Annotated in this window: 25 protein-coding genes and 1 other RNA gene; 7 read left to right on the top strand and 19 right to left on the bottom strand. The window is 67.4% G+C overall.

Annotated elements, in window-relative coordinates; all coding sequences use genetic code 11:
• Positions 1–45 precede the first annotated feature (45 nt).
• Positions 46–1,038, top strand: coding sequence for a DUF3829 domain-containing protein (locus tag ACZK0Z_RS18560; RefSeq protein ID WP_197620179.1), 993 nt, complete (start codon positions 46–48; stop codon positions 1,036–1,038).
• Positions 1,039–1,067: 29 nt separating this feature from the next.
• Positions 1,068–2,021: a DUF3829 domain-containing protein gene (locus tag ACZK0Z_RS18555; RefSeq protein WP_197632752.1), complete on the top strand. Its 954-nt coding sequence runs from the start codon at positions 1,068–1,070 to the stop codon at positions 2,019–2,021.
• Between the two features lie 75 nt (positions 2,022–2,096).
• On the opposite strand, the gene ACZK0Z_RS18550 is transcribed toward ACZK0Z_RS18555, so the two are convergent.
• A complete protein-coding gene (locus ACZK0Z_RS18550; protein ID WP_197632753.1) occupies positions 2,097–2,969 on the bottom strand; it encodes an ion transporter in 873 nt (290 codons plus the stop codon).
• A 63-nt stretch (positions 2,970–3,032) separates the two neighbouring features.
• On the opposite strand from ACZK0Z_RS18550, the gene ACZK0Z_RS18545 reads away from it, so the two are divergent.
• Positions 3,033–4,259, top strand: a complete 1,227-nt coding sequence (locus tag ACZK0Z_RS18545) for an acetylornithine transaminase (protein WP_006467246.1) — start codon at positions 3,033–3,035, stop codon at positions 4,257–4,259.
• Positions 4,260–4,352: 93 nt separating this feature from the next.
• Here ACZK0Z_RS18545 and ACZK0Z_RS18540 read toward each other — a convergent pair whose 3' ends face one another.
• Positions 4,353–4,955, bottom strand: coding sequence for an HAD-IA family hydrolase (locus ACZK0Z_RS18540; protein WP_049428280.1), 603 nt, complete (start codon positions 4,953–4,955; stop codon positions 4,353–4,355).
• 122 nt (positions 4,956–5,077) lie between these two features.
• Between ACZK0Z_RS18540 and azu the strand changes: the two genes are divergently transcribed.
• Positions 5,078–5,527 carry an azurin gene (gene azu / locus ACZK0Z_RS18535; RefSeq protein ID WP_049428283.1) on the top strand — a complete coding sequence of 150 codons (450 nt, stop codon included), beginning with the start codon at positions 5,078–5,080 and terminating at the stop codon, positions 5,525–5,527.
• 174 nt (positions 5,528–5,701) lie between these two features.
• On the opposite strand, the gene hemL is transcribed toward azu, so the two are convergent.
• Together hemL and thiE are read right to left on the bottom strand one after the other, a co-directional pair.
• Positions 5,702–6,991 carry a glutamate-1-semialdehyde 2,1-aminomutase gene (gene hemL / locus ACZK0Z_RS18530; protein WP_197632754.1) on the bottom strand — a complete coding sequence of 430 codons (1,290 nt, stop codon included), beginning with the start codon at positions 6,989–6,991 and terminating at the stop codon, positions 5,702–5,704.
• Between the two features lie 16 nt (positions 6,992–7,007).
• Positions 7,008–7,634 carry a thiamine phosphate synthase gene (gene thiE / locus ACZK0Z_RS18525; RefSeq protein ID WP_197632755.1) on the bottom strand — a complete coding sequence of 209 codons (627 nt, stop codon included), beginning with the start codon at positions 7,632–7,634 and terminating at the stop codon, positions 7,008–7,010.
• A gap of 34 nt (positions 7,635–7,668) precedes the next feature.
• On the opposite strand from thiE, the gene ACZK0Z_RS18520 reads away from it, so the two are divergent.
• Positions 7,669–7,893, top strand: coding sequence for a rubredoxin (locus tag ACZK0Z_RS18520; protein WP_014038358.1), 225 nt, complete (start codon positions 7,669–7,671; stop codon positions 7,891–7,893).
• Between the two features lie 70 nt (positions 7,894–7,963).
• Here ACZK0Z_RS18520 and ACZK0Z_RS18515 read toward each other — a convergent pair whose 3' ends face one another.
• From ACZK0Z_RS18515 to ACZK0Z_RS18480, 8 genes are all read right to left on the bottom strand, one after another.
• Positions 7,964–8,809, bottom strand: a complete 846-nt coding sequence (locus ACZK0Z_RS18515) for a SirB1 family protein (protein WP_005410904.1) — start codon at positions 8,807–8,809, stop codon at positions 7,964–7,966.
• Positions 8,810–8,944: 135 nt separating this feature from the next.
• Positions 8,945–9,391, bottom strand: coding sequence for a DUF192 domain-containing protein (locus ACZK0Z_RS18510; protein ID WP_049428291.1), 447 nt, complete (start codon positions 9,389–9,391; stop codon positions 8,945–8,947).
• Positions 9,392–9,412: 21 nt separating this feature from the next.
• On the bottom strand, positions 9,413–10,060 hold the full coding sequence (gene rpiA / locus ACZK0Z_RS18505) for a ribose-5-phosphate isomerase RpiA (RefSeq protein WP_019338635.1): 648 nt from the start codon (positions 10,058–10,060) through the stop codon (positions 9,413–9,415).
• Between the two features lie 23 nt (positions 10,061–10,083).
• The gene (locus ACZK0Z_RS18500) at positions 10,084–10,563 is read right to left on the bottom strand and encodes an EVE domain-containing protein (protein ID WP_197632756.1); all 480 of its coding nucleotides are present in this window, start codon (positions 10,561–10,563) and stop codon (positions 10,084–10,086) included.
• On the bottom strand, positions 10,560–11,153 hold the full coding sequence (locus ACZK0Z_RS18495; protein ID WP_197632757.1) for a 5-formyltetrahydrofolate cyclo-ligase: 594 nt from the start codon (positions 11,151–11,153) through the stop codon (positions 10,560–10,562). The genes ACZK0Z_RS18500 and ACZK0Z_RS18495 overlap by 4 nt, the downstream gene beginning before the upstream one ends.
• Positions 11,154–11,236: 83 nt before the next feature.
• A non-coding RNA gene (ssrS, locus tag ACZK0Z_RS18490) (6S RNA) lies at positions 11,237–11,422 on the bottom strand.
• 97 nt (positions 11,423–11,519) lie between these two features.
• On the bottom strand, positions 11,520–11,816 hold the full coding sequence (locus ACZK0Z_RS18485) for a cell division protein ZapA (protein ID WP_049428297.1): 297 nt from the start codon (positions 11,814–11,816) through the stop codon (positions 11,520–11,522).
• The gene (locus ACZK0Z_RS18480; RefSeq protein ID WP_005410898.1) at positions 11,813–12,034 is read right to left on the bottom strand and encodes a TIGR02449 family protein; all 222 of its coding nucleotides are present in this window, start codon (positions 12,032–12,034) and stop codon (positions 11,813–11,815) included. Before ACZK0Z_RS18480 ends, ACZK0Z_RS18485 begins: the two co-directional genes overlap by 4 nt.
• Before the next feature lie 154 nt (positions 12,035–12,188).
• Between ACZK0Z_RS18480 and ACZK0Z_RS18475 the strand changes: the two genes are divergently transcribed.
• Together ACZK0Z_RS18475 and ACZK0Z_RS18470 are read left to right on the top strand one after the other, a co-directional pair.
• On the top strand, positions 12,189–12,737 hold the full coding sequence (locus ACZK0Z_RS18475; protein ID WP_197632758.1) for a UPF0149 family protein: 549 nt from the start codon (positions 12,189–12,191) through the stop codon (positions 12,735–12,737).
• A 5-nt stretch (positions 12,738–12,742) separates the two neighbouring features.
• The gene (locus tag ACZK0Z_RS18470; protein ID WP_197632768.1) at positions 12,743–14,065 is read left to right on the top strand and encodes an aminopeptidase P N-terminal domain-containing protein; all 1,323 of its coding nucleotides are present in this window, start codon (positions 12,743–12,745) and stop codon (positions 14,063–14,065) included.
• A gap of 645 nt (positions 14,066–14,710) precedes the next feature.
• Here ACZK0Z_RS18470 and pepQ read toward each other — a convergent pair.
• The 7 genes from pepQ to rph form a co-directional block, all read right to left on the bottom strand.
• Positions 14,711–16,042 (bottom strand): Xaa-Pro dipeptidase, encoded by a 1,332-nt coding sequence (pepQ, locus tag ACZK0Z_RS18465; RefSeq protein ID WP_197632759.1) that lies wholly within the window; start codon positions 16,040–16,042, stop codon positions 14,711–14,713.
• A gap of 75 nt (positions 16,043–16,117) precedes the next feature.
• Positions 16,118–16,492 carry a PilZ domain-containing protein gene (locus ACZK0Z_RS18460; RefSeq protein WP_049426705.1) on the bottom strand — a complete coding sequence of 125 codons (375 nt, stop codon included), beginning with the start codon at positions 16,490–16,492 and terminating at the stop codon, positions 16,118–16,120.
• Complete coding sequence (locus ACZK0Z_RS18455; RefSeq protein WP_197632760.1) at positions 16,489–18,765, bottom strand: DUF1631 family protein; 2,277 nt, start codon at positions 18,763–18,765, stop codon at positions 16,489–16,491. Before ACZK0Z_RS18455 ends, ACZK0Z_RS18460 begins: the two co-directional genes overlap by 4 nt.
• 198 nt (positions 18,766–18,963) lie before the next feature.
• Positions 18,964–20,190: a radical SAM family heme chaperone HemW gene (gene hemW, locus ACZK0Z_RS18450; protein ID WP_336339809.1), complete on the bottom strand. Its 1,227-nt coding sequence runs from the start codon at positions 20,188–20,190 to the stop codon at positions 18,964–18,966.
• 58 nt (positions 20,191–20,248) lie between these two features.
• Positions 20,249–20,845, bottom strand: coding sequence for an RdgB/HAM1 family non-canonical purine NTP pyrophosphatase (gene rdgB, locus ACZK0Z_RS18445; RefSeq protein WP_197632761.1), 597 nt, complete (start codon positions 20,843–20,845; stop codon positions 20,249–20,251).
• The gene (locus ACZK0Z_RS18440; protein ID WP_049426698.1) at positions 20,842–21,231 is read right to left on the bottom strand and encodes a VOC family protein; all 390 of its coding nucleotides are present in this window, start codon (positions 21,229–21,231) and stop codon (positions 20,842–20,844) included. Before ACZK0Z_RS18440 ends, rdgB begins: the two co-directional genes overlap by 4 nt.
• Positions 21,228–21,953: a ribonuclease PH gene (gene rph, locus ACZK0Z_RS18435; protein ID WP_049426699.1), complete on the bottom strand. Its 726-nt coding sequence runs from the start codon at positions 21,951–21,953 to the stop codon at positions 21,228–21,230. The genes ACZK0Z_RS18440 and rph overlap by 4 nt, the downstream gene beginning before the upstream one ends.
• Positions 21,954–22,068 lie beyond the last annotated feature (115 nt).

The following is a 22,068-nucleotide window of genomic DNA, read 5'->3' as shown; positions in this document are numbered from 1 at the left end:
GCTAGAATGCGCGGCTGTAATCGTTTCCAACAAGGATGTGAGCACATGTCACGCACTCTTTCCGTCGCGGCGCTGGCCGCTTCGCTGTCGTTGATCCTGACCGCCTGCGGTGGCAAGGCCCCCGCAGCTGCGGGCGGCGCTGATTCCTCCGGCACGCCGGACGCCAGCGCGGCCTCGTCCGATACACAGCAGCAGTTGACCGCCAAGCTCAACGCCTACATCGGTTGCTTCAACGCGCTGGATTCGAAGACCCACGGCAGCATCCAGTCCTACACGCGCTGGATCAAGGATGTCGACGCTGGCCCGACCGGGCGTGAGACGCACGTGTACGGCCCGTTCGAGATCAGCGACTACGACATGAAGCAGTGCGACGCCCCGGTGACCGAGGCGATCGCTGCCAAGCCGGCGCTGGCCGAACTCGATGCTGCTGCAGGCCATTACCAGCAGGCGCTGAAGGCGCTGGTGCCGGTCAGCAAGGACGCGCACGACTACTACGATCGCCAGGACTACGAAGACGACCAGTTTGCCAAGGGCAAGCAGCTGCACGCGCCGTTGATGGCCGCCTTCAAGGATTTCGTGGCTGCCAGCGAAACCTTCAATGCCGAGCTGGAGCATCAGAACGATGCCGCCCAGCGCGAGCAGCTCAAGGCGCTGGAGCAGGCCGAGGGCCGCACGCGCGAGTACTACCGTCTGGCGATGATGCTGGAGGCCAAGGCCCTCATGGATCTGATGAGCGAAGATGATTTCGATCAGGCCAAGGCCCGCGAACGCCTGGATGCCTTCAATCGCATCTCCGATGAAGCCCATGCCAAGGTTGCCGACCAGGAGCCGGGCAAGTCGGACTGGGAAGGCTTCGAACGTGGGGCCGAGAATTTCCGGCGCGAGGGCAAGGAGCGCCTGCAGCGGGTCAGTACCAAGACGCCCTACAGCGATTTCGAGCGACGCATGCTGGACTCGCCCTCGATGGCGCCGCGCGGTTCGGCCAGCAAGCTGATGCAGGAATACAACACGCTCGTTTTCCAGAGCAACCGCCAGTGACCCGCGCATCAGTCCCCCCGCGAGAGGCCATGAGGACTTCCACTCTGCGTATCGCGCCGCTGCTGCTGGTTGGCGCTGTGACCGGCCTGTCAGGCTGCAGCAAGCCGGCTGGACTGGCTGTGGCCGATCCTGGCCTGGAGAAGGTCAACGCCTACATCGAGTGCTACAACGGCGTCGAACAGCCCGTCCACGAGGGCTTCCAGGCCTACACCAGCTGGATGAAGGACCCCGAAGCCGGCCCGACCGGCAAGGAAGCGCAACCGCGTTCGCCCGGCAAGGTGTTGTCGCACCGCGTGGAATACTGCGGCCAAGCGATGACCGATGCGTTGGCGAAGACCCCGGCACTGCCGATGGATGGCCCCGCACGCGACTACCAGCGGTCGTTCCAGACATTGAATACCCTGGTCGAGCGCGCCGACGGCTACTTCACCCGCGAAGATCATCGCCGCGATGGCGGTGAAGGCATGCGCAGCCAGCACGCCCCGCTGATGCAGGCCTATGCCGATTTCTTCAAGGCCAGCGAAGCGATGGACGCGGCGCTGGAACAGAATGAGAACGATCGCCGCGTCGCACAGCTGAAGCAGATCGAGCAAAGCGAAGGCCGTTCGCTGGCGTACTACCACCTTCGTTTGCTGGGTGATGGCAAGCAGCTGGCCATGGCGTTCCAGGACGACGCACCGGAGGTAGCGGCCCTGCGAAAGCAGCTCGCCGACTACCAGGCATTGGTGACCGAGATCCAGAACGGCGGTGTCGGCAAGGACGACCCGATGTGGGGCCACGTGCAGCGTTCGGCGGACAAGCTGGTGCGTACCGCGGGACGCGGCGTCGAGCGCCTGGAGCAGCACAAGCCGATCACCGCCGAGGCGCTGGCGGCAGAGCGCAAGGCATCGGGCAGTTGGCTTACGACCGACCCGGAAGGGGCACAGTCAACGATCCTGGCGGCCTACAACGACCTGGTGACCACCAGCAACCGCATGCGTTGAGCTGGTTCCACGCCGAGCCATGCCCGGCGCGCACCAGGTTGGTCCGGTAGTGCCGGCCGCTGGCCGGCATGTGCCTCAATGGTTGAACGCATCGGGCAGCTCACCGCCGCACTTGCGGCAGTGCCGTGCATCCGGTTCGTGGCCTTCCAGCCCGCAATGCGGGCAGCCACGGGCATCACGGCGCGCGGCCAGCTCGGCTTCGCGCATGGTGCTGGCCAGTTCGGCGGTGTAGATGCCGGTGGGCACGGCGATGATGCTGTAGCCGATCAGGATCAGCACCGAGGTGACGAAGCGGCCAAGCACGGTCTGCGGCACGATGTCGCCGAAGCCGACCGTGGCCATGGTCACCACCGCCCAGTACATGCTGGCCGGGATGTTGGTGAAGCCGTGCTCGGGACCCTCGATCACGTACATCAGCGCACCGGCGATGATGGTGATGGTGATCACCGTGAACAGGAACACCAGCACCTTGCGCCGGCTGCGCCACAGTGACGTCATCAATACGCCGCTTTCCTCGATGTAGCGGGTCAGCTTGAGGATGCGGAACACGCGCAGGATGCGCAGCGCGCGCACCACCAGCAGGCTCTGTGCGCCGGGCACGAACAACGACAGGTAGGCGGGCAGGATCGACAGCAGATCGATGATGCCCCAGATGCTCACCGCATAGCGCAGCGGTCGCCGGACCACCGCCAGCCGCAGCAGGTACTCGGCAGTGAAGATGATCGTGAAGCCCCATTCCAGGATGTACAGGCCGGTGGACCATTCGGCATGCAGGTGCTGCACGCTGTCGATCATCACCACCAGGATGCTGGCGACGATCGCCACCACCAGGATCAGGTCGAAATTGCGCGAGGGTCGCGAGTCATGGCGGTAGATGATGTCGAACCACCGACGGCGCCAGCCGGTCTCGGTGGCGGGGTTCAGCTGGGGGGCGGAAAACGGTCGCATGGGCGCATTGTGCCGCAGGGGTTCCGGCGCGAGAATGGGGATTCCTGAACCCTGCCGACTGCCATGACCGCCGCGACCGATCCGCTGATCTCCCTTTCTCACTACTACCTGCCGGTCTACAAGCCCCGCCAGGTGGTTCTGGAGCGAGGCCAGGGCGCCCGCGTTTGGGACAGCCAGGGCCGTGAGTTCATCGACCTGGCCGCTGGCATCGCCGTGTGCGGCCTGGGCCACAACGATCCGGACCTGGTGGCCGCGCTGGTCGAGCAGGCCGGCAAGCTCTGGCACACCAGCAACGTGTTCTACAGCGCGCCGCCGCTGCATCTGGCCGAGGAGCTGGTGAAGGCCAGCCGGTTCGCCGAGCGCGTGTTCCTGTGCAACTCCGGCGCCGAAGCCAACGAAGTGGCGATCAAGATGGTCCGCAAGTGGGCCTCCAGCCAGGGCCGCCCGGCCGACAAGCGGGTGATCATCACCTTCCGTGGCAGCTTCCACGGCCGCACCATGGGCGCGGTGACCGCCACTGCCCAGCCGAAGTACCAGGAAGGCTACGAGCCGCTGCCCGGCGGCTTCCGCTACATCGATTTCAACGATGAAGTGCAGTTGGAAACCGCGATGGCCGCCGGCGATGTGGCTGCAGTGATGCTGGAGCCGATCCAGGGCGAGGGCGGCGTGATGCCGGCCAAGTCCGGTTTCCTCAAGCGCGTGCGCGAGCTGTGCGACCAGCACAACGCGCTGCTGGTGCTGGATGAGATCCAGGCCGGCATGGGCCGCACCGGCACTCTGTTCGCGCACTGGCAGGACGACGTGGTGCCGGACATGGTCACCCTGGCCAAGGCCCTCGGCGGTGGCTTCCCGATCGGCGCGATGCTGGCCGGCCCGAAGGTGGCCGAGACCATGCAGTTCGGCGCGCACGGCACCACCTTCGGTGGCAACCCGCTGGCTGCTGCGGTCGCCCGCGTGGCACTGCGCAAGCTGGCCTCGGCGGAGATCGCGGCCAATGTCAGCCGCCAGTCGAAGGCGCTGCGCGATGGCTTCGCCCGCATCAACGACGAGTTCGGTGTGTTCAGCGACGTGCGTGGCCGCGGCCTGATGCTGGGCGCGGTGCTGAGCAAGGACTTCGCTGGCCAGGCCGGAGCGATCCTCGACCATGCCGCCGAGCAGGGCCTGCTGACCCTGCAGGCCGGCCCGGACGTGCTTCGCTTCGTGCCGTCGTTGAACATCACCGACGAAGAAGTGGCCGAAGGCCTGAAGCGCCTGCGCGCAGCGATTGCTGCGTTCATTGCCGCGCGCTGACGCCAGCAGAGGCATCTGTAGAGCCGAGCCTACGCTCGGCTCATCGCGATGCCAGGCAACAGCAGCCGAGCATGGGCTCGGCTCTACGGCGGTTCACGCAATCCGATAGCGCTTCAACACCTTGCCCAGTCCACGGCCATCGTGCACGGTTTCTGCATGTAGGCCGGCGGCGCGTGCACCGCGTACGTTGGCGAACAGGTCATCGATGAACAGCGTGTACGCAGGCGCGGCGTCGAGCATCTGCAGCGTGCGCAGGAACACCTCCGGCGCCGGTTTGCGCAGGCCGAAATCGGCGCTGCAGAACACGCGCCCCAGCAGGGCAGGGAACAGCTCCGGCAGCAGGGAAGGCAACGCCTGCTTCATCAGCGCGCCATTGTTGGTCAGCACCGCCATCGGCAGCTGCAGGGCCTGCAGCCGTTGCAGTACTGCGGGCTGCGGATGGCTGGCGGCTTGCCGCGCTGCTGTCCAGGTGTCCACGTCGACAGTCCTGTGCAGAAGCTCTCCCAATCGCGCGAGATAGGCCGGGCCATCCAGCGCGCCATTGTCATGCGCGGCTTCCAGGCCGCTGTCGTACAGCGCAGCCTGCACGGCCTGCGTCGGAACCCCCAGCGCCTGCGCCAGGTGCAGTACACGCTGCGCGCGCTGGTACTGCACCAGCACGCCATCCACATCCAGCAGCAACAGATCGATCCGCATCGGCCGAGCATGCCATCGTGGCCGATGTGCGGAAACCCTGGAGTGCGCGTGCGACAGACGGTCGCAGACATGGCTGCAGGTGCCTGCCTAGAATGGCGCTTGAACCTGCAGGAGACGCAACGATGAAGGCTTGGATGGTGGCAGTGGGACTGGGTGCGCTGATGCTGGCGCCGTCGGCGATGGCACGGGTGTGTGCGGTGAGCATCGACAGCACCGACCAGATGAGCTTCAGCAGCCGCGAGATCAAGGTCGCCGCCGACTGCACCGCCGTGGACCTGACTCTGCGCCACACCGGCAAGCTGGCCGCCACTGCCATGGGCCACAATTGGGTACTGACCCGCACCGCCGATTACCAGCCGGTGGCGATGGCCGGCATGCGCATGACCCTGGCCGACAGCTACCTGCCGAAGGCCGACAAGCGCGTGCTGGCGCACACCAAGGTGATCGGTGGCGGTGAGAGCACGCGCGTGCGCTTCTCCACCCAGGGGCTGCAGAAGGGCGGTGACTACACCTTCTTCTGCTCGTTCCCCGGCCACTTCGCGATGATGAAGGGCAAGTTCGTCTTCGGTTGATGCCGCTTGTAGCGTCGAGCCATGCTCGACTGTTCTTTTCCGCGCTGCGCGCGATGAGCCGAGCATGGCTCGGCTCTACAGATAAATCGCCGTACACAGTGCAGTAGATCCACGCCGTGCGTGGATACGGTGCACCGCAATGCCAACCAAGGTTGGCACCTGCCAGAGCTGGGCTCAGCCCTTGGCAGCCTTGAACGCCACGCGTGCGGCGGCCAGCGTCGCCTCGATCACCGCATCGTCGTGCGCGCTGGACAGGAAGCCGGCCTCGTACGCCGACGGTGCCAGGAACACGCCCTGGTCCAGCATGGCGTGGAAGAATCGGTTGAATGCCGGGATGTCGCAGGCGGTGGCCTGCGCATAGGTTTCCACCTTTTCACTGGTGAAGAACAAGCCGAACATCGCACCCACGCGGGTGGTGGTCACGGCCACGCCGGCTTCGGCGGCGGCGGCTTCCAGGCCGGCGCACAGGCGCGCGGTGCGTTCGGCCAGGTCGGCGTGGAAACCCGGCTGCTGGATCAGTTCCAGCATCGCCAGGCCAGCCGCCATTGCCACCGGATTGCCGCTCAGCGTACCGGCCTGGTAGATCGGGCCGGCCGGGGCGATCTGCTGCATCAGCTCGCGACGACCGCCGTAGGCGCCCACCGGCATGCCGCCGCCGATGATCTTGCCGAAGGTGGTCAGGTCCGGGGTGATGCCGTAGTGCGCCTGCGCACCGCCGAGGGCGACGCGGAAGCCGGTCATCACTTCATCGAAGATCAGCAGCGCGCCATGCTTCGTGCACAGTTCGCGCAGGTGCTGCAGGTACCCCTCGCGCGGCGGGATGCAGTTGGCGTTGCCGACCACCGGTTCGATGATCAGGCCGGCGATGTCGTCACCCTGCTGTTCGAACAGCGCGGTGGCGGCTTCGAAATCGTTGTAGGGCAGGGTCAGGGTCAGCTCGCTGAGGCCGGCCGGGACGCCCGGCGAGGTCGGCACGCCCAGGGTCAGCATGCCACTGCCGGCCTTGACCAGGAACGAGTCGCCGTGGCCGTGGTAGCAGCCTTCGAACTTGACGATGCGGTTGCGGCCGGTCGCACCGCGCGCCAGCCGGATCGCGGACAGCGTGGCTTCGGTGCCGGAGTTGACCATGCGCACCATCTCGCACGACGGCACCAGGCGGGTGATGGTTTCGGCCATGGTCACTTCGGCCGCGCACGGCGCGCCGAACGACAGGCCGTTGTCGATCGCCTTCTTCACCGCCTGGCGCACGGCCGGGTGGTTGTGGCCGACGATCATCGGGCCCCAGGAACCGACGTAATCGATGTAGCAGTTGCCGTCGACGTCGTACAGGTAGGCGCCGTCGGCGCGCTCGACGAAGAACGGCTCGCCGCCGACCGACTTGAACGCACGTACCGGCGAATTGACGCCGCCCGGCAGCAGCTGCTGGGCACGGGAGAACAGGGCGTGGGACTGGTCGTGGTTCATGGGGCTTTCCTGGGCATTACGCGAACTGGGCGAGGTAGGCGCGCTGGGTCGCGACCGGGTCCGGTGCGGCATAGATACCGCTGACCACGGCCACCAGATCGGCGCCGGCGTCGATGATGGGACCGACATTGTCCGGCGTCAGGCCGCCGATCGCCACCCGCGGCACGCCCAGTGCGGCGCTTTGCCGCAGCAGGTCGGTGTGGGCGCGGCTGCTGGTGACCTTGGTGGTGGTCGGGAAGAAGGCGCCGAAGGCCACGTAGCTGGCGCCGGCCGCCACGGCCTTCTCGGCATTGGCCAGCTGGTCGTAGCAGGAGGCGCCGATGATGGCATCAGGGCCGAGCAGGGCGCGCGCGCTGGGAATGTCGCCGTCGGTGCCGCCCAGGTGCACGCCGGCCGCGCCCACGGCCTGGGCCAGCACCGGGTCGTCGTTGATGATCAGCGGTACACCGTAGTGTGCGCACAGCGCCTGCAGCGCGATCGCCTGCTCCTGCCGCAGCGCGTCGCTGGCGGTCTTGTTGCGGTACTGCAGCCAAGTGGCGCCGGCGGCCAGCAGCGGCGCGGTGCGGGCCAGCAGGCGCGCGGTATCAGGCTCATCCGGGGTGATCAGGTAGACGCCGCGAGGCGCCGGGGAAGCAGAAGTCATCGATGGCTACCGGTGCGTGGGCCGCGATGGGACAATGGCGGCCCGTGAATCCAGCCCCGATTATCCGATGAGCGACGCCACCCCCACCACCCTGCGAACCTGGATGTGCGTGGTCTGCGGCTTTCTTTACAGCGAAGCGGAAGGTTTGCCGGAAGAGGGCATCGCGCCCGGGACGCGTTGGGAGGACATTCCCGAGACCTGGACCTGCCCGGACTGCGGGGTGACCAAGGCCGATTTCGAGATGGTCGAGGTCGACTGATCGCAAGGGTCGCCGGGCATGGCCCGGCGCTACCGGTGGGTGCGGACCGTTGGTCCACACACCGACTCCTTCAATGCAGCCGCGGCACCGGTCCACCCAGGTCGATCAGCTTCTCGCGCAGCCACTGCGCATCGCTGGCCTCGGGATTGCGCTTCAGGTACTGCCCCAGGTCATGGCGGGCACCGGCCAGGTACTCCAGCTGCAGGTAGGCCAGGCCGCGGTCGCGCAGCGCGTCGTCCTGCTCCGGGGCCAGCTTCAGAAGGCGGTCGGCACTGCGCGCGGCACGGTCCCATTCGCCGGCCTCGGCGTAGACACCATGCAGGTTGCGCAGCATGCGCATGAGGATGGCGCGCGCGGGGGCCGGGTCGAGGATCTGCGCCAGCACCTGGTCGTCGGGCATCTGCCCGCCCAGGTGTGACTTGGCACGTTCGCGCAGCTCGTCCACGTCCAACGGACGGCCACCATTGAATGGATCCATCACCAGCACGCCGTCGTCCACCGGCAGGCGCACCAGGAAGTGGCCGGGGAAGGACACGCCATCCAGCGGGATGCCCAGCCGGCGCGCGACTTCCATCTGCACAAGCGCCAACGAGATCGGGTTGCCCAGGCGCCGCTCGAACACCTGGTTGAGGTAGCTGTTGCGCGGGTCGTAATACTCGTCGTGGTCGCCGCTGTAGCCCAGCTCGTCGAACAGGTGGCGGTTGATCGCCGCCATCTTCAAGGGGCTGTTGTCGATGCTCTCCACTTCCGAGCGCAGGTGGTCGACATGGCTCTGGATCAGCGCGTCGTAGGTGGACGGCTGCAGATCGGGGTATTCATCGCGCGCGATCAGCAGCGCGGTCGGCAACAGTGGCAGCGCCTCGTCTTCGAGGTCGGCCAGTGCATCCCAGTCGGGGAGTGTGATCCGGTCCTGCATGACCACAGACTGGCGGCAATTGCAGGCGGTTTCAAGCGGTGTCGCGTGAAAAATTCCGGGGTCAGATCCCTTTCGCTTGCGAAAGGGATCTGACCCCGGTCAGGTTGGATTGCCGGCCAGCGGCCGGCACTACCATTATTTTTCGATGCCCGGGCCGAAGGTCAGCGCAGTGCCGTCCTTCAGCTTGAGCTTCTCGGCCTGGCCGGCGTTGAGCTCGAGCACGTACCGGGCCGGGCCACCGCTGGGATACGGCGGGCACATGTCGCCGGCCGAGCACGGCGGTACGTCGCGCTGCTGGCTGACCAGCCTGCGCTCGCTGTCGAAGTACAGGATGTCGAGCGCGATCTTGGTGTTCTTCATCCAGTACGCCTGCATTTCCTCGCGGTCGTGGATGAACAGCATGCCGTGGTCGGCCGCCATCTGGTCGCGGAACATCAGCCCGCGTGCGCGGGTTTCATCGTTGGTGGCCAGCTCCACCTGGTAGCGGGCGCCATCCAGCTCGACCCAGTGACGGGCCGCATCGGTGGCACAGCCGGCCAGGGCCAGCAGCGGAAGCATCAGCAGCGAACGCAACAGCGACATCGTCAGGATCCTTCGAAAGGGTCAGAGCACGACCGGCGGCTCGCCACCGACGATCACCACGTCGGCGCGACGGCGCGCGAACAGGCCGACACAGACCACGCCCGGCAGCTGGTTGAGCTCGCGCTCCAGCTTTTCCGGATCGGTGATCTGCAGGTTGTGGATGTCCAGGATCTGGTTGCCGTTGTCGGTGACCACGCCTTCGCGCCAGGTCGGCTGGCCGCCGGTCATGTCGCGGATCTGGCGGGCGACCAGGCTGCGCGCCATCGGGATCACTTCCACCGGCAGCGGGAACCTGCCCAGCACCGGCACCTGCTTGCTCGGGTCGACGATGCAGATGAAGCGCTCGCTGGCCTCGGCGATGATCTTCTCGCGGGTCAGCGCGGCGCCGCCGCCCTTGATCAGGCACTTGTTGGCGTCGCACTCATCGGCGCCGTCCACGTACAGCGACAGGTTGCCGCTGTGATTCAGCTCGATCACCTCGATGCCGTGCTGCTTCAGGCGCGCGGTGCTCTGCTCGGAGCTGGACACGGCGCCCTTGATGCGGTGCTGGATGCGGGCCAGGGCATCGATGAAATAGGCCACGGTGGAACCGGTGCCGACACCGACGATCATGCCGTCTTCAACGTACTCGATGGCTTTCTCGGCGGCCAGGCGCTTGGCTTCGGACATGGGAAGAACTCTCAGGCAGGGAATCAGGATTTCTTTTCCAGCGACAGCAGCAGCTTCCACTGCGCAGCGGTCACCGGGAACACCGACAGGCGGTTGCCCTTGGCAACCAGCGGGAAGCCTTCGCCGAGCTCATCAGCGTGCAGCTTGATCTCGTCCAGCGCGATCACCTGCCTGAGCTTGCGGTCGAAGGCCACGTCCACCAGCATCCAGCGCGGGTTCTCGCGCGTGCTCTTGGGGTCGTGGTAGTCGGACGTCGGGTCGAACTGGGTGTCGTCCGGATAGGCCGGGCTGGCCACGGTGGCCAGGCCAACGATGCCGGGCACCTTGGTATTGGAGTGGTAGAACAGGATGCCGTCGCCCACCTGCATGCCATCGCGCATGAAATTGCGTGCCTGGTAGTTGCGCACCCCGTTCCAAGGCTCGACCTTGACCTTGGCCAGATCATCGATGGAGAAAGCGTCCGGTTCGGACTTCATCAGCCAGTAGCGCTTGCGGGCGGTCATGCGTTCACGGGGGCAGCGGAGGGGAACAGGGTGCCGTCTTCGGTGCAGATCGCGTCCACCGGCACGTCCCACGACGCCACCGGCAAGGCCTCGACCTGCTGCACCGCGAACGCAGCACCGACCAGCCAGGGCGGCGCCGGCCGGTCGTGGCGGAAGGCGAAGCTGCGATCATACCAGCCGCCCCCCATGCCCAGCCGCCGGCACTGGCTGTCGAAGCCCACCAGCGGAGTCACCACCAGCGCCATCTGTGCCGGTTCCAGGGTGTCTTCCAGCGCCACGTCCGGTTCGGGAATGCCGTAGCGGTTGCTGGTCAGCGGCTGCCCCGGCCGCCACGGTGCGAAGCGCAGCACCTCACCGGCCAGCACCGGCAGGCAGTAGGTGAGGCCTTCGGGCAGCTGCAGCTGCCAGCGGTGCAGGGCGATCTCGCCATCCAGCGCCCAGTAGCCGGCCACGGCGCCTTCGCGCGGCGCAAATGGCAGTGCGAGCAGGGCATCGGCAAGCGATTCGGCGGCGGCGATGCGCGCAACGGCGGAAAGGTCGCGGCGGCGTTGCCGCAGGTCGTGGCGCAGGGCCTGGCGCGGGTCAGTCATGGCAGCGTGCGGCAAGGAACAGCCGTCATTGTGCCGCAAAGAACAAGGGCGACGCCCGAAGACGCCGCCCTTGCTGGAATATTGCATTCTCCGCAATGTCGATGCATGCGAAACGACCTTGAACCCGGGGGCTCAAGTGGGAACGCTGGAGAACCATCGGGCTTCCCGCTACAAGGCGGACCTGCACTCCCGGCGCTGTCGCGCTCCCGGTGTCGTTCTTAAGGGACAAGGCGAATGTTTGCACATGCCGTCGAGTACCGCAGAGAACGCGTGGCCATTATAGCCAGCGAGCAGAATCTGGATAGGCCGTTCGTCGGCAACAGTCCGTGCCAATTCAGATATGAGAAGACGCGTTGTGCACGATCTTCAGGCGCCGCTGTCGATGGCGCGGTCCAGGCGCCGGTTCAGGTCGGCCAGCGTCTGCTGCAGGGCCACCGCCTGGCGGGCGTTCTCGTCGCGCAGCTGCTGCAGTTCGTGGGCCAGGTTCAGTGCGGCCAGCACGGCAACGCGATCGACGGCGGCCATGCGGTTGCTGCCGCGGATCTCGCGCATGCGCGCATCGAGCAGGCGCGCGGCCGCCATAAGGCTGTCGCGTTCATCGCCACCGACGCCCACCGTGTATTCACGATCGAGGATGCGGACACTGACCGGTTCGGCGCTCATGTGTGCTGCTCCAGGGATTTGAGCCGGCTGATCATTGCTTCCACCCGCGAGCGTGCCTGCTCGTTCTTGGCCAGCAGCGTGGAACGCTCGGCCACCAGCTGTTCCTGCTGGTGGCGCAGGCTGCGGTTCTCCTCGGCCAGGCGCTGGTTGCGTTCAAGCAACGCCTCCACGCGGGCGGCGAAGTCCTGCAGCTGGGCAAGGGGATCGGCGGGTTCCATGCGGGCACGATAGGCAAGCCGGGTAAGGGCGGTCAAGCGTTGTCGCAGCAAGGCTGGACAGCTGCGGAGAGGATGCCGTCGGGTTGCTACACTACCGGGTCTCACGGGCGCGCGCGTGCGCGTCCCGGGTTTCCTTATCCGAACGAGCCGCACGATGACCGAACTTCCCTCCGTCGACGACGTTACCCGCGCCAGCCAGGAACTGGGCCTGGGCGCCACCGCTGCCGAACTGCACGGCGCGCTGTGCGGCTGGCTGGCCGCCGGCGGCGCCCCCGGCAACGACTGGCCGGCGCGCGTGCTGGCCGACGACAACCTGCCGCCGGTGGCCGCCGGCAGCGTGCTGGGGCAGCTGCTGCAGGCCACCATCAAGCAGCTGGAAGACCGCGACTTCGCCTTCGAACTGTTGTTGACCGACACCGACGACGTGTCCGCGCAGGCCGATGCCATGTTCAGCTGGACCCGCTCGTTCCTGGGCGGCTTCGGCCTGGGCAGCGGCGGCCGCCGCCCGACCCTGTCCGAGGAAGGCGAAGAAGCGCTGACCGACATGGCCAGCCTGGCCCGTGCCTCCAGTGAGGATTTCGAGGCCGGTGGCGATGATGATGACGAAGCCCTGTCGGAGATCGAGGAATTCATCCGCGTGGCGGTGCTGCTGCTGCACGGCGACGTGGTGCTGGCCTCGCGCCATCGGCAGCGCCTGAACTGATGGATATCAAGCAGCGCACCGGCATCGCGGCCGGCGAGTACAAGCGTCGCCGCCGCCAGCTGATGGACATGGCCGGCGAAGACGCGATCCTGGTGCTGCCGGCCGCGGCCGAAAAGGTGCGCAGCCTCGATACCCATTACCCGTTCCGCCAGGATTCGGACTTCCAGTACCTGAGTGGTTTCCCGGAGCCGGAAGCGGTGCTGGTGCTGATCCCGGGCCGTCGCCACGGCGAGGCCATCCTGTTCTGCCGCGAGCGCGATGCCGAGCGCGAGGCATGGGACGGCAGCCGTGCCGGGCAGGAAGGGGCGGTGGCGCACTACGGCATGGACGATGCCTACCCGATCGACGATCTGGACGACATCCTGCCGGGCCTGCTGGAAGGGCGCTCGCGCGTCTACTACCACTTCGGCCGCGATGCCGACTTCGACCTGAAACTGATCGGCTGGGTCAACCGCGTGCGTTCGCAGGTGCGCCACGGCGCGCAGCCGCCGCATGAGTTCCTCGAACTGGGCCACCTGCTGCACGAGCAGCGCCTGTTCAAGTCCGGCGCGGAGGCGGCGCTGATGCATCATGCCGCGCAGATCAGCGTGCGTGCGCACCTGGCGGCGATGCGGGCGGCCAGGGCGGGTATCCACGAATACGAACTGCAGGCCGAGCTGGAGCGCGTGTTCCGCGCCAACGATGCCGTGCCGGCGTACTGCAGCATCGTCGGTGCCGGCCGCAACGGCTGCATCCTGCATTACCGCGACAACAACGCGCGTTCGCGCGATGGCGAGCTGGTGTTGATCGACGCCGGTGCCGAATACCGCGGCTATGCCAGCGACATCACCCGCACCTTCCCGGTGAATGGCCGCTTCAGTGCCGAGCAGCGCGCGCTGCACGATCTGGTGGGCGAGGCGCAGGCCGCGGCGCTGGCGCAGGCCAAACCGGGCGTGCCGTACGAGGCCGGCCACCTCGCCGCAGTGCAGACCCTGACCGAGGGCCTGCTGCGGCTGGGCCTGCTGAAGGGCACGCTGGAAAAGAACCTGTCCGAAGGCCTGTACCAGCGCTTCTACCGGCACAAGACCGGCCACTGGATCGGTATGGATGTGCACGACGTGGGCGATTACCGCCTGGCGGGCGACTCGCGCCTGCTGGAGCCGGGCATGGCGTTCACCATCGAGCCGGGGCTGTACATCGGCGTGGACGACACGACGGTGGAGCCGCGCTGGCGTGGCATCGGCATCCGTACCGAGGACGACGTGCTGATTACCGATGACGGACATCGTGTGCTGACCGAAGGCCTGGCGCGCAGCGCCGACGAGATCGAAGCGGTGATGGCGGGGTAAGGGGTTATCGGCAGGGCTTGCAGCCCTGCACCTGCTTCAAGCCAGGGCAACATCCGAAGCAACAGCAACAGCGGGCATTCCGTGGGATGGCGGGGCACTGTGGGTTTGCGGGGACGCCGTAAACCCGTCCATGGGGGCTTGGTCGCGGCATCCATGCCGCTCACACCCCGCAAACCCACAGTACCCCGCCTTCGACAGGTTCACGCCGCTGTTGGTGGGGGCCGACCGTTGGTCGGCACATCTGTCAGACATCGAATGAATCATCCACGCATGGCGTGGATCTACTGGCAATTGCGGTTGTTGGTTCGCGCGGCTGTTGGTGGGTGTCGACCTTGGTCGACACAGAGCGAGCGCAGCGAGCGACCCGCTTCTGCTTTTATTTTTTCTTTTCCGTGGTTGGACGCGGCAGGAAACTGTCAAAGGTGGGGCGGGTAGGCCATGCAGGGGCGTTGGCGCCATGGATGGCGCCATCGAGCTTACAGGGGTGAGGGCGCTTTGCTTGCGAAGCACTGCTTCGCAAGCGACCGAACGCACAGCCGCCAGCGGCTGGGCCGGGCCCCGGAGGGGTACTTGCAGCGTCCCCTGCATGGCTCACCCGCCCCGCCAAGCACGGCATTTTGAATTCAGCGCCCAACCACGAGGGGCTCAGCCGTTGGCCGCCGCAAACTCCGGCCGCGTCAGGTTGTCCGCCTCGCCCTCGGTGCACAGCACTTCGTCTTCGATGCGGATGCCGCCATACGGGCGGAAGAAGTCCACGCGGTCCCAGTTGATCGCATCGCCATGGCCAGCGTCCTTCACTTCGTTCAACAGCATGTCGATGAAGTACAGGCCCGGTTCGATGGTCACCACCATGCCCGGCTCCAGCACGCGGGTCAGGCGCAGGTAGGGATGACCGGCCGGGCGCTCGATGCGGCCACCTTCGTCGCTGGCGGCGAAGCCGGCCACGTCATGCACCTGCAGGCCGATCAGGTGACCGATGCCGTGCGGGAAGAACGCGGCACTGACGCCGGTTTCCAGCGCAGTCTGCGGCGAGACCTTGATCACGCCGAAGTCCTTCAGCACGCCCATCAGCGAAAGATGTGCATCCACATGCAGCTGCTTGTAGTCGAAGCCCGGGCGTACTGCTGCGCACATCTGCTGCTGGGCGGCGTCGACGGCGGCGATCATCGCGGCGAATTCGTCGTGGCCGTGCGCAGCGTACGTGCGGGTGATGTCACTGGCATAGCCGTGCGCGCTGGCGCCGGCGTCGATCAGGAAGCTGCGCAGCGGCTGCGGTGCCTTGCGGCCCAGCTCGGTGTAGTGCAGCACCGCAGCGTGCTCGTTCAGGGCCACGATGTTGCCGTAGGGCAGTTCATTGGCATCCTGGCCGACGGCCTGGCAATAGGCCATGTGGATGCTGAATTCGTCGGCGCCATTGCGGAACGCGGCTTCGGCGGCACGGTGGCCGCGCACGCCCAGCACCTGCGCCTGGCGCATCAGCGCGATCTCATACGACGTCTTGCTGCCGCGGTGCCATTCCAGGTAATTCACCACCGGCGCCGGGTTGTTCGGCACGAAGGCACCCAGCGCGCTCTGCGGCTCGCCCAGGATCGCGCAGCGCGCCGGATCGGCCGGCAGCAGGGCCAGCGCCTCTTCGGGCTTGCGGATGATGTGGATGTCGAAGTGCTCCACCCACCAGCCGCTGGGCGCGTCCGGCACCACGTGCCAGTAGTCGAAGGGCTGGTGGAAGATCACCGCCGGGCGCTTGCCCGGGGTGAACACGATCCAGCTGTTGGGCACGCGGGTGAGCGGCAGCCACGCCTTGAACTGGGGATTTACCGCGTACGGATAGTCGCGGTCGTCGAACACCTGGTAGTGCAGGGTGCCGCTGGGCACCACCAGGTGGTCGAAGCCGCCGCGGGCCAGCGCCTGTTCGGCGCGTCGGCACAGCACGGCCAGATGGTCGGAATACAGGGCGCCGGGGTCTTGCTGGATCATTGCGGTGGCTCGACACGGAAAACGGCCCTAGATTCTGCCGCATACCGCAGAAAACCGCTGTGCCGGAACCGGCACTCAGGCCGTCGAAACCGGTCCCTCGTCGCTGTCCTCGCCTACCCACTGCCGCAGCAGCTGCCGATGTTCGCGCGACAGGGTAAGGAAGCGGAAGCCGGTCCAGCTCTGCCCAGGGGCGTGCGCAGGCTCGCTCCACAGCAGGTGCACGCCCACGTCGATGGCCTCCTGGCGGCCGTCGCCCATCGGCAACGGGAAACGCAGCTGGTACAGCGCGTCCTCGCGCAATGGCGTACTGGCCAGCATCAGCATGCCGGTTTCGGACACGTTGCCAAGGCGACCGACCACGCAGTCGCGCATCTGGTCGGTGACCGGTACCAGGTCCGAGACCTGGCGGCGAGGCGCGCGACGGGTGTCCTGGGGCGGTTGGGTGTTCATGCGGATGTCTCCCCGGCGTGGCCGTCGGCCAGTGCACGCAGTGCGTCGAGGCTGGCCTGCCACGCGCGATCAACCAGCCGCCCCTTGTCTTCGGTGACCAGCTGCGCGCGGCCCGCGCTGATCTGCCGGGCCAACGTATCCAGGTCGGTATCGGCGATCTTCTGTCCGCGCGGATTGACGAACAGGGCATGGCCGGTCAGCAGGCTGTACCAGGACAGGCGCTGGCGGCGCAGCGTGCCATCGCCATTGTCGATGTCGAACCAGCTGCCGAACGGCAGCGCGGACAGCTGCTGGTAAGCGGCTTCCTCGGCGGCGTTGCGCGGGCTGGACGGTGCGGTGGTGGTGGGCCCGGCCTGTTCTCCCAGCCGTGCGCGCGCCTTCAGGCGCGCACTGAGCTCGGTACGCGAGGTGCTGTCATCCTCGCCGCCGGGCGTGGCCAGCCTGCGCGCGACCGCAGCGGCTTCCTCGGCGTGGTAGCCCACCTGCACCAGCGCGGCTTCCACATCGGCGGCCAGCGCGGCATCGGTGCCACCGGGGGCATCCACGGCCTGCGCGGTCACCGCTGCAATGCGCTGGGTCTGTTGCAGGCGCTCCTGCCATTGCGGTGAATCATCGCCGTGGCGCAGGCGGGTCAGGGTGAGGGCATCGGCCCAGGCCTGGCGCAGCAGCGTCTGCACGAAGCGCGGCGGTGCCTGCGCATCACAGCACTGGTCGATCTGTGCATTGGCCTGGCGCCGGGCCAGTTCCAGGCGTTCCTTGCCGCGCGCGGCTTCGACGTGGCGGCGCTCGGCCAGCTCGGCGCGGTGAACCGCCGCACGCTGGTGCTGCTGCACGTCCTCGTTGGCGGTGGCGAAGGCTTCCGGGGTACGGACGTCCTGGCCCAGCAGGCCCTGCACGCTCTGCGCCATGCGCTGCAGCAGCTGTGGATCGACATCATCATCGCCCAGCCAGCTGGCGCCGGCTTCGGCGACCTGGTTGAGCAGTTCGCGGGCGGGATGCTCGTCACGCACGAAGAAGCCGGGGTCAGCCATGGCGGCGCGCGCCAGTGGCACCTGCAGGCGTGCCAGCAGGGCCGCCGGCACCGGGTCTGGGCGTTGCTGCTGCTGCACCTGCTGCATCAGCAGGCGCAGCAGGTCGAGGTTGTCACGGTCATGGCTGCCGAGCTGCGCCTGTGCGCCATGTTCGCTGCGGAGCTGGGCGACAACGGCCGCCTGCAGATCGGCAACGCCGGTGGCGGCACTGGACTGGGCCTGCAATCGCGCGAGTACGGCATCTACGGCGGCGCTGGGCACGGCGACGCTCTGCGCGGGCGCTGCGCTGGCCTGCCGGGCCTGCTGCAGCAGTTCGTGCAAGGCGCTGCCGGCGGAGGTGGTCAGCCCGGGGATGACCGAGCCGGCGCTACCACTGTCGCTGACCGCATCCTGCAGCAGGTTCGACCACGAGCCGGAGGGGGCCGGCCCGTTCCAGCCGGTCAGCGGCGCTGCGGTACGTTTGGCGGGCTGTGTCGCGCGGCCACCACCCACCGACTGGGTGATGATGCGCCGGGTGCTCGCCGAACGTGCGAGGTAAGGGGTGTAGACCAGCCCGGGCAGGACGCCCTGCTGGGACAGCAGGGCATTGGCGCGGTCGAGTACATCGCCCAGGCGCTCCAGTACCTGGCGTTCGAAGCTGCGGTACAGCGCCAGCTGCACTTCGGTGCTGAGGCCGTCCTGTTCGGCCAGCCTGCGCACCATTGCACACAAGGCCTGCGGTGCAAGGGGCAGGGCGTCGGTCTCGAATGCCGGCGCAGCGGCGAGTACGCCCAACCGCTGGCCCAGCAGGTTCAGCGAGTTGGTTGAACGCAGGGTTTCACGCCGCACCATCTCGGTCAGCAGCAGATCGCGGTCGACATCGTGTTCGGCGACCAGGGACAGGCCCAGCATGCCGGGCAGCGGTGGTGGCGTGGAAAGCGCCGTCGCCGCCGCCGCAGGGTCACGCAGGCGCGCCAGGGATTCGGCGACTGCGTCGAGCATGCGATCGGGGAAATGGCCGGCGAAGGCATGCAGCTGGCCGCGCTGGGCCATCAGGTCCGCCTGCTGCGTGGGATTGCGCGCGCGATCCGCGTCGTGCAGCAGCGCTTGTTCCAGCGCTTCAACGGTCAGGATCAGAGGCGCGGCCAGGGTCTGCCGGCAGAGGCCGATCAACGCGCCCAGCAGTTCGCGCACCCGCGGCGGCAGGTCGGCTGCGGCCAGGCGGGCTTTGTCGGCAGGGGTTGGGGAAAAGACAGCTGACATCTGCGAGCGGTACCCGGATTCCCGCGGATCGATCTGGTGAATCTACCGTGTCGGCCGACGTCGGCGCTACTTTAGGCTGAACGTGAACCGCATCCGCCGGGCGTGGCCCTGATGTGCGGTAGTGCCGGTCGCTGGCCGGCAGCTCGATCTGCACCGGATTGCCGGCCAGCGGTCGGCGCTGCCTCTGTCACGCGAGGATCAGTCCTCCAGGAACAGGCTCACCACATCGTTGGTGAAGCGGCGGCCGAGTTCGGTCGGGTGTACATGGCCATCGGCCACCTGCAGCCAGCCGCGCTGGACGGCCTCGGCCAGTGGTGCGTCCAGCACGCTGCGCGGCAGACCGGTACGCGATTCGAAATCGCGCAGGCTGAAACCTTCGTGCAGGCGCAGCAGGTTCAGCATGTACTCGAACGGTAGGCGCTCCGGCGCGATCACATCGTCGCCACCGAGCGAGGCCGGGGTACCCGCGCTGTCCAGGTAGGCCTGCGGGTGCTTCAGCTTCCAGCGGCGCAGCACGTGTTCTTCGGCGCCTGAACTGATCTTGCCGTGCGCACCGGCACCGATGCCCAGGTAATCGCCGAAGCGCCAGTAGTTCAGGTTGTGCGCGCTCTGCCGGCCGGGTCGCGCATAGGCGCTGACTTCGTACTGGCCGAAACCGGCCTGCGCGAGTAGTGCCTGGCAGTGCTCCTGCATGTCCCAGGCGTTGTCTTCATCGGGAATGCCCTGCGGCGGCCGTGCGAAGAACACCGTGTTCGGCTCGAGGGTGAGCTGGTAATGCGAGATGTGCGCCGGCTGCAGCGCGAAGGCGCGCTCCAGGTCGGCCTCGGCACCGGCCAGGGTCTGTTCCGGCAGCGCGTACATCAGGTCGATGTTGAAGTTGTCGTAGCCCGCGTCCTGCGCCATCTTCACCGCGCGCTCGGCTTCGCCACTGTCGTGGATGCGGCCCAGGCGCTTGAGCATCGCGTCGTCGAAACTCTGGATGCCGAAGCTGAGGCGGTTCACGCCGGCCGCGCGATAGCGGTCGAAACGGCCGTGCTCGGCGGTGCCCGGGTTGGTCTCCAGGGTGATCTCGGCATTGGGCGCGAAACGCAGGCGCGCGCTGGCCTGCTGCAGGAAGCGGTCGATCGCTTCCGGTGGGAACAGGCTGGGTGTACCGCCGCCAAAGAACACGCTGTGCACCACCCGGCCCCAGACCAGCGGCAGATCCTGGTCCAGGTCACGCAGCAGTGCATCGATGTAGGCATCGAACGGCAGCTCGCCCTTGGCCTGGTGCGAATTGAAATCGCAGTACGGGCATTTGCGCACGCACCACGGCAGGTGCACGTACAGCGAGAGCGGCGGCGGCACCAGCCGCAGTGGGCTGTCGTGGTCAGCGGAGCAGGCTTCGCCGGGCAGGTGGTTGCAGTGGTCGTGGGCGTGCGGCATGGGCTTCTTCGGTAGTGCCGGCCGCTGGCCGGCTTCCCTGGTTCGATCAGGTGGGGCGTCAGTACAGCGTCGCCAGCTGCTGTTTGAGCTGCTGCAGGGCGAGGGCGCGGTGGCTGATGGCGTTCTTCAGCGCCGGCTCCATTTCCGCGGCGGTCAGGCCGTGGGTGGTGTCCAGGAACACCGGGTTGTAGCCGAAACCATTCGTGCCGCGCAGCTCGCGGATGATCTGGCCCTCCCAGCGGCCTTCGCAGATCAGCGGCTGCGGGTCGGTGGCGTGGCGCAGCAGCACGATCACCGCATAGAAGCGGGCGCTGCGCTGGCCATCGGGAATATCGGCCATCGCGTCCAGCAGCTTGGCATTGTTGGCCGCCGCGTTGGTCGGGTGGCCGGCATAGCGCGCGCTGTACAGGCCCGGCGCGCCGCCGAGGGCATCGACGATCAGGCCCGAATCATCGGCCAGCGCCGGCAGGCCGGTTGCTTCGCAGGCCGCGCGCGCCTTCAGCAGCGCGTTTTCGACGAAGGTCAGGCCGGTTTCTTCCACGTCACCCAGGCCGAGTTCGGCGGCCGAGGTGATCTGCAGCGGGAGGTCGGCAAGGATCTCCTGCATCTCCACCAGCTTGCCGGCGTTGTGGCTGGCCAGTACCAGTTTGTTCATTGACGGGGCTCCAGCAGGTCCCAGGTGTTGCCATACAGATCGCGGAACACCGCAACCGTTGCATAGGGTTCTTCGCGCGGCGCTTCCAGGAACTCGACGCCGGCGGCCAGCATCGCCGCGTGGTCGCGGTGGAAGTCGTCGGTGTTGAGGAAGAAGGCTACCCGGCCACCGGTCTGGTTGCCGATGCGGCTGCGCTGTTCCTCGTCGCTGGCACGCGCCAGCAGCAGGGCGGCGGCGCTGCCGTCGGTCGGGCCGACCACCACCCAACGCTTGTGGCCCTGGTCGATGTCTTCCAGCAGCGTGAAGCCGAGCTTGCCGGTGTACCAGGCGATGGCTTCGTCGTAATCGGCCACCACCAGGGTGGTCAGGGCAAGGCGCCGGTTCATGCCGACAGCGCCGCCTGCTGTGCGGCCAGCAGTTCGGCCACGCCCTTTTCGGCCAGGCCCAGCAGCGCGTCCAGTTCGTCGCGGCGGAAGGCATGGCCTTCGGCGGTGCCCTGCAGCTCGATGAAGCCGCCACCGTCGTTCATCACCACGTTCATGTCGGTGTCGCAGTCGCTGTCTTCGGCGTAGTCCAGGTCCAGCACCGGGGTGCCGCGGTACACGCCCACCGACACGGCGGCCACCGCGCCCAGGATCGGGTTGCGCTTGATGTCGCCGCGCTTCATCAGCACGTTCACCGCATCGACCAGGGCCACGTAGGCACCGGTGATGGCGGCGGTGCGGGTGCCACCGTCGGCCTGCAGCACGTCGCAGTCCAGGGTGATGGTGCGTTCGCCCAGCGCGTTGCGGTCGACGCAGGCGCGCAGGCTGCGGCCGATCAGGCGCTGGATCTCCAGCGTGCGGCCCCCCTGCTTGCCACGGGCCGCTTCACGGTCGCTGCGGGTGTGGGTGGCGCGCGGCAGCATGCCGTACTCGGCGGTGACCCAGCCCTCGCCCTTGCCGCGCAGGAAGCCCGGCACGCGGTTCTCGACGCTGGCGGTGCACAGCACACGGGTTTCACCGAAGCACACCAGCACCGAACCTTCGGCGTGGCGGGTGAAGCCGCGTTGGATGACGACCGGGCGGAGCTGGTCGGGCTGGCGGCCGCTGGGGCGGGAATCGGACATGGTGCGGGTTCCGTAATGGCGAGGGAGTACGCCGCCACGCCCGCGGCCTTCACGGGGCGGGCAAGGGGGCTCTGGTGAGGTCGCTAGGGTACCATTCCCCCTTTGCACGCACCGG

The organism is Stenotrophomonas sp. 116085_Sma, from assembly GCF_056479585.1.
This window is presented reverse-complemented; position numbering and strand designations above follow the sequence as displayed.

What these genes read in the sequence shown, in the direction of transcription:
- ACZK0Z_RS18515 (WP_005410904.1), bottom strand. Translation starts at nt 8,809, where the DNA reads ATGCAGGACCGGATCACACTCCCCGACTGGGATGCACTGGCCGACCTC.
- ACZK0Z_RS18475 (WP_197632758.1), top strand. Translation starts at nt 12,189, where the DNA reads ATGACCGAACTTCCCTCCGTCGACGACGTTACCCGCGCCAGCCAGGAA.
- ACZK0Z_RS18540 (WP_049428280.1), bottom strand. Translation starts at nt 4,955, where the DNA reads ATGCGGATCGATCTGTTGCTGCTGGATGTGGATGGCGTGCTGGTGCAG.
- ACZK0Z_RS18500 (WP_197632756.1), bottom strand. Translation starts at nt 10,563, where the DNA reads ATGACCGCCCGCAAGCGCTACTGGCTGATGAAGTCCGAACCGGACGCT.
- ACZK0Z_RS18545 (WP_006467246.1), top strand. Translation starts at nt 3,033, where the DNA reads ATGACCGCCGCGACCGATCCGCTGATCTCCCTTTCTCACTACTACCTG.
- hemL (WP_197632754.1), bottom strand. Translation starts at nt 6,991, where the DNA reads ATGAACCACGACCAGTCCCACGCCCTGTTCTCCCGTGCCCAGCAGCTG.
- ACZK0Z_RS18520 (WP_014038358.1), top strand. Translation starts at nt 7,669, where the DNA reads ATGGCGGCCCGTGAATCCAGCCCCGATTATCCGATGAGCGACGCCACC.
- ACZK0Z_RS18480 (WP_005410898.1), bottom strand. Translation starts at nt 12,034, where the DNA reads ATGGAACCCGCCGATCCCCTTGCCCAGCTGCAGGACTTCGCCGCCCGC.
- ACZK0Z_RS18485 (WP_049428297.1), bottom strand. Translation starts at nt 11,816, where the DNA reads ATGAGCGCCGAACCGGTCAGTGTCCGCATCCTCGATCGTGAATACACG.
- rph (WP_049426699.1), bottom strand. Translation starts at nt 21,953, where the DNA reads ATGTCCGATTCCCGCCCCAGCGGCCGCCAGCCCGACCAGCTCCGCCCG.
- rdgB (WP_197632761.1), bottom strand. Translation starts at nt 20,845, where the DNA reads ATGAACAAACTGGTACTGGCCAGCCACAACGCCGGCAAGCTGGTGGAG.
- ACZK0Z_RS18560 (WP_197620179.1), top strand. Translation starts at nt 46, where the DNA reads ATGTCACGCACTCTTTCCGTCGCGGCGCTGGCCGCTTCGCTGTCGTTG.
- thiE (WP_197632755.1), bottom strand. Translation starts at nt 7,634, where the DNA reads ATGACTTCTGCTTCCCCGGCGCCTCGCGGCGTCTACCTGATCACCCCG.
- ACZK0Z_RS18440 (WP_049426698.1), bottom strand. Translation starts at nt 21,231, where the DNA reads ATGAACCGGCGCCTTGCCCTGACCACCCTGGTGGTGGCCGATTACGAC.
- ACZK0Z_RS18510 (WP_049428291.1), bottom strand. Translation starts at nt 9,391, where the DNA reads ATGTCGCTGTTGCGTTCGCTGCTGATGCTTCCGCTGCTGGCCCTGGCC.
- rpiA (WP_019338635.1), bottom strand. Translation starts at nt 10,060, where the DNA reads ATGTCCGAAGCCAAGCGCCTGGCCGCCGAGAAAGCCATCGAGTACGTT.
- pepQ (WP_197632759.1), bottom strand. Translation starts at nt 16,042, where the DNA reads ATGATCCAGCAAGACCCCGGCGCCCTGTATTCCGACCATCTGGCCGTG.
- azu (WP_049428283.1), top strand. Translation starts at nt 5,078, where the DNA reads ATGAAGGCTTGGATGGTGGCAGTGGGACTGGGTGCGCTGATGCTGGCG.
- ACZK0Z_RS18555 (WP_197632752.1), top strand. Translation starts at nt 1,068, where the DNA reads ATGAGGACTTCCACTCTGCGTATCGCGCCGCTGCTGCTGGTTGGCGCT.
- hemW (WP_336339809.1), bottom strand. Translation starts at nt 20,190, where the DNA reads ATGCCGCACGCCCACGACCACTGCAACCACCTGCCCGGCGAAGCCTGC.
- ACZK0Z_RS18455 (WP_197632760.1), bottom strand. Translation starts at nt 18,765, where the DNA reads ATGTCAGCTGTCTTTTCCCCAACCCCTGCCGACAAAGCCCGCCTGGCC.
- ACZK0Z_RS18495 (WP_197632757.1), bottom strand. Translation starts at nt 11,153, where the DNA reads ATGACTGACCCGCGCCAGGCCCTGCGCCACGACCTGCGGCAACGCCGC.
- ACZK0Z_RS18460 (WP_049426705.1), bottom strand. Translation starts at nt 16,492, where the DNA reads ATGAACACCCAACCGCCCCAGGACACCCGTCGCGCGCCTCGCCGCCAG.
- ACZK0Z_RS18550 (WP_197632753.1), bottom strand. Translation starts at nt 2,969, where the DNA reads ATGCGACCGTTTTCCGCCCCCCAGCTGAACCCCGCCACCGAGACCGGC.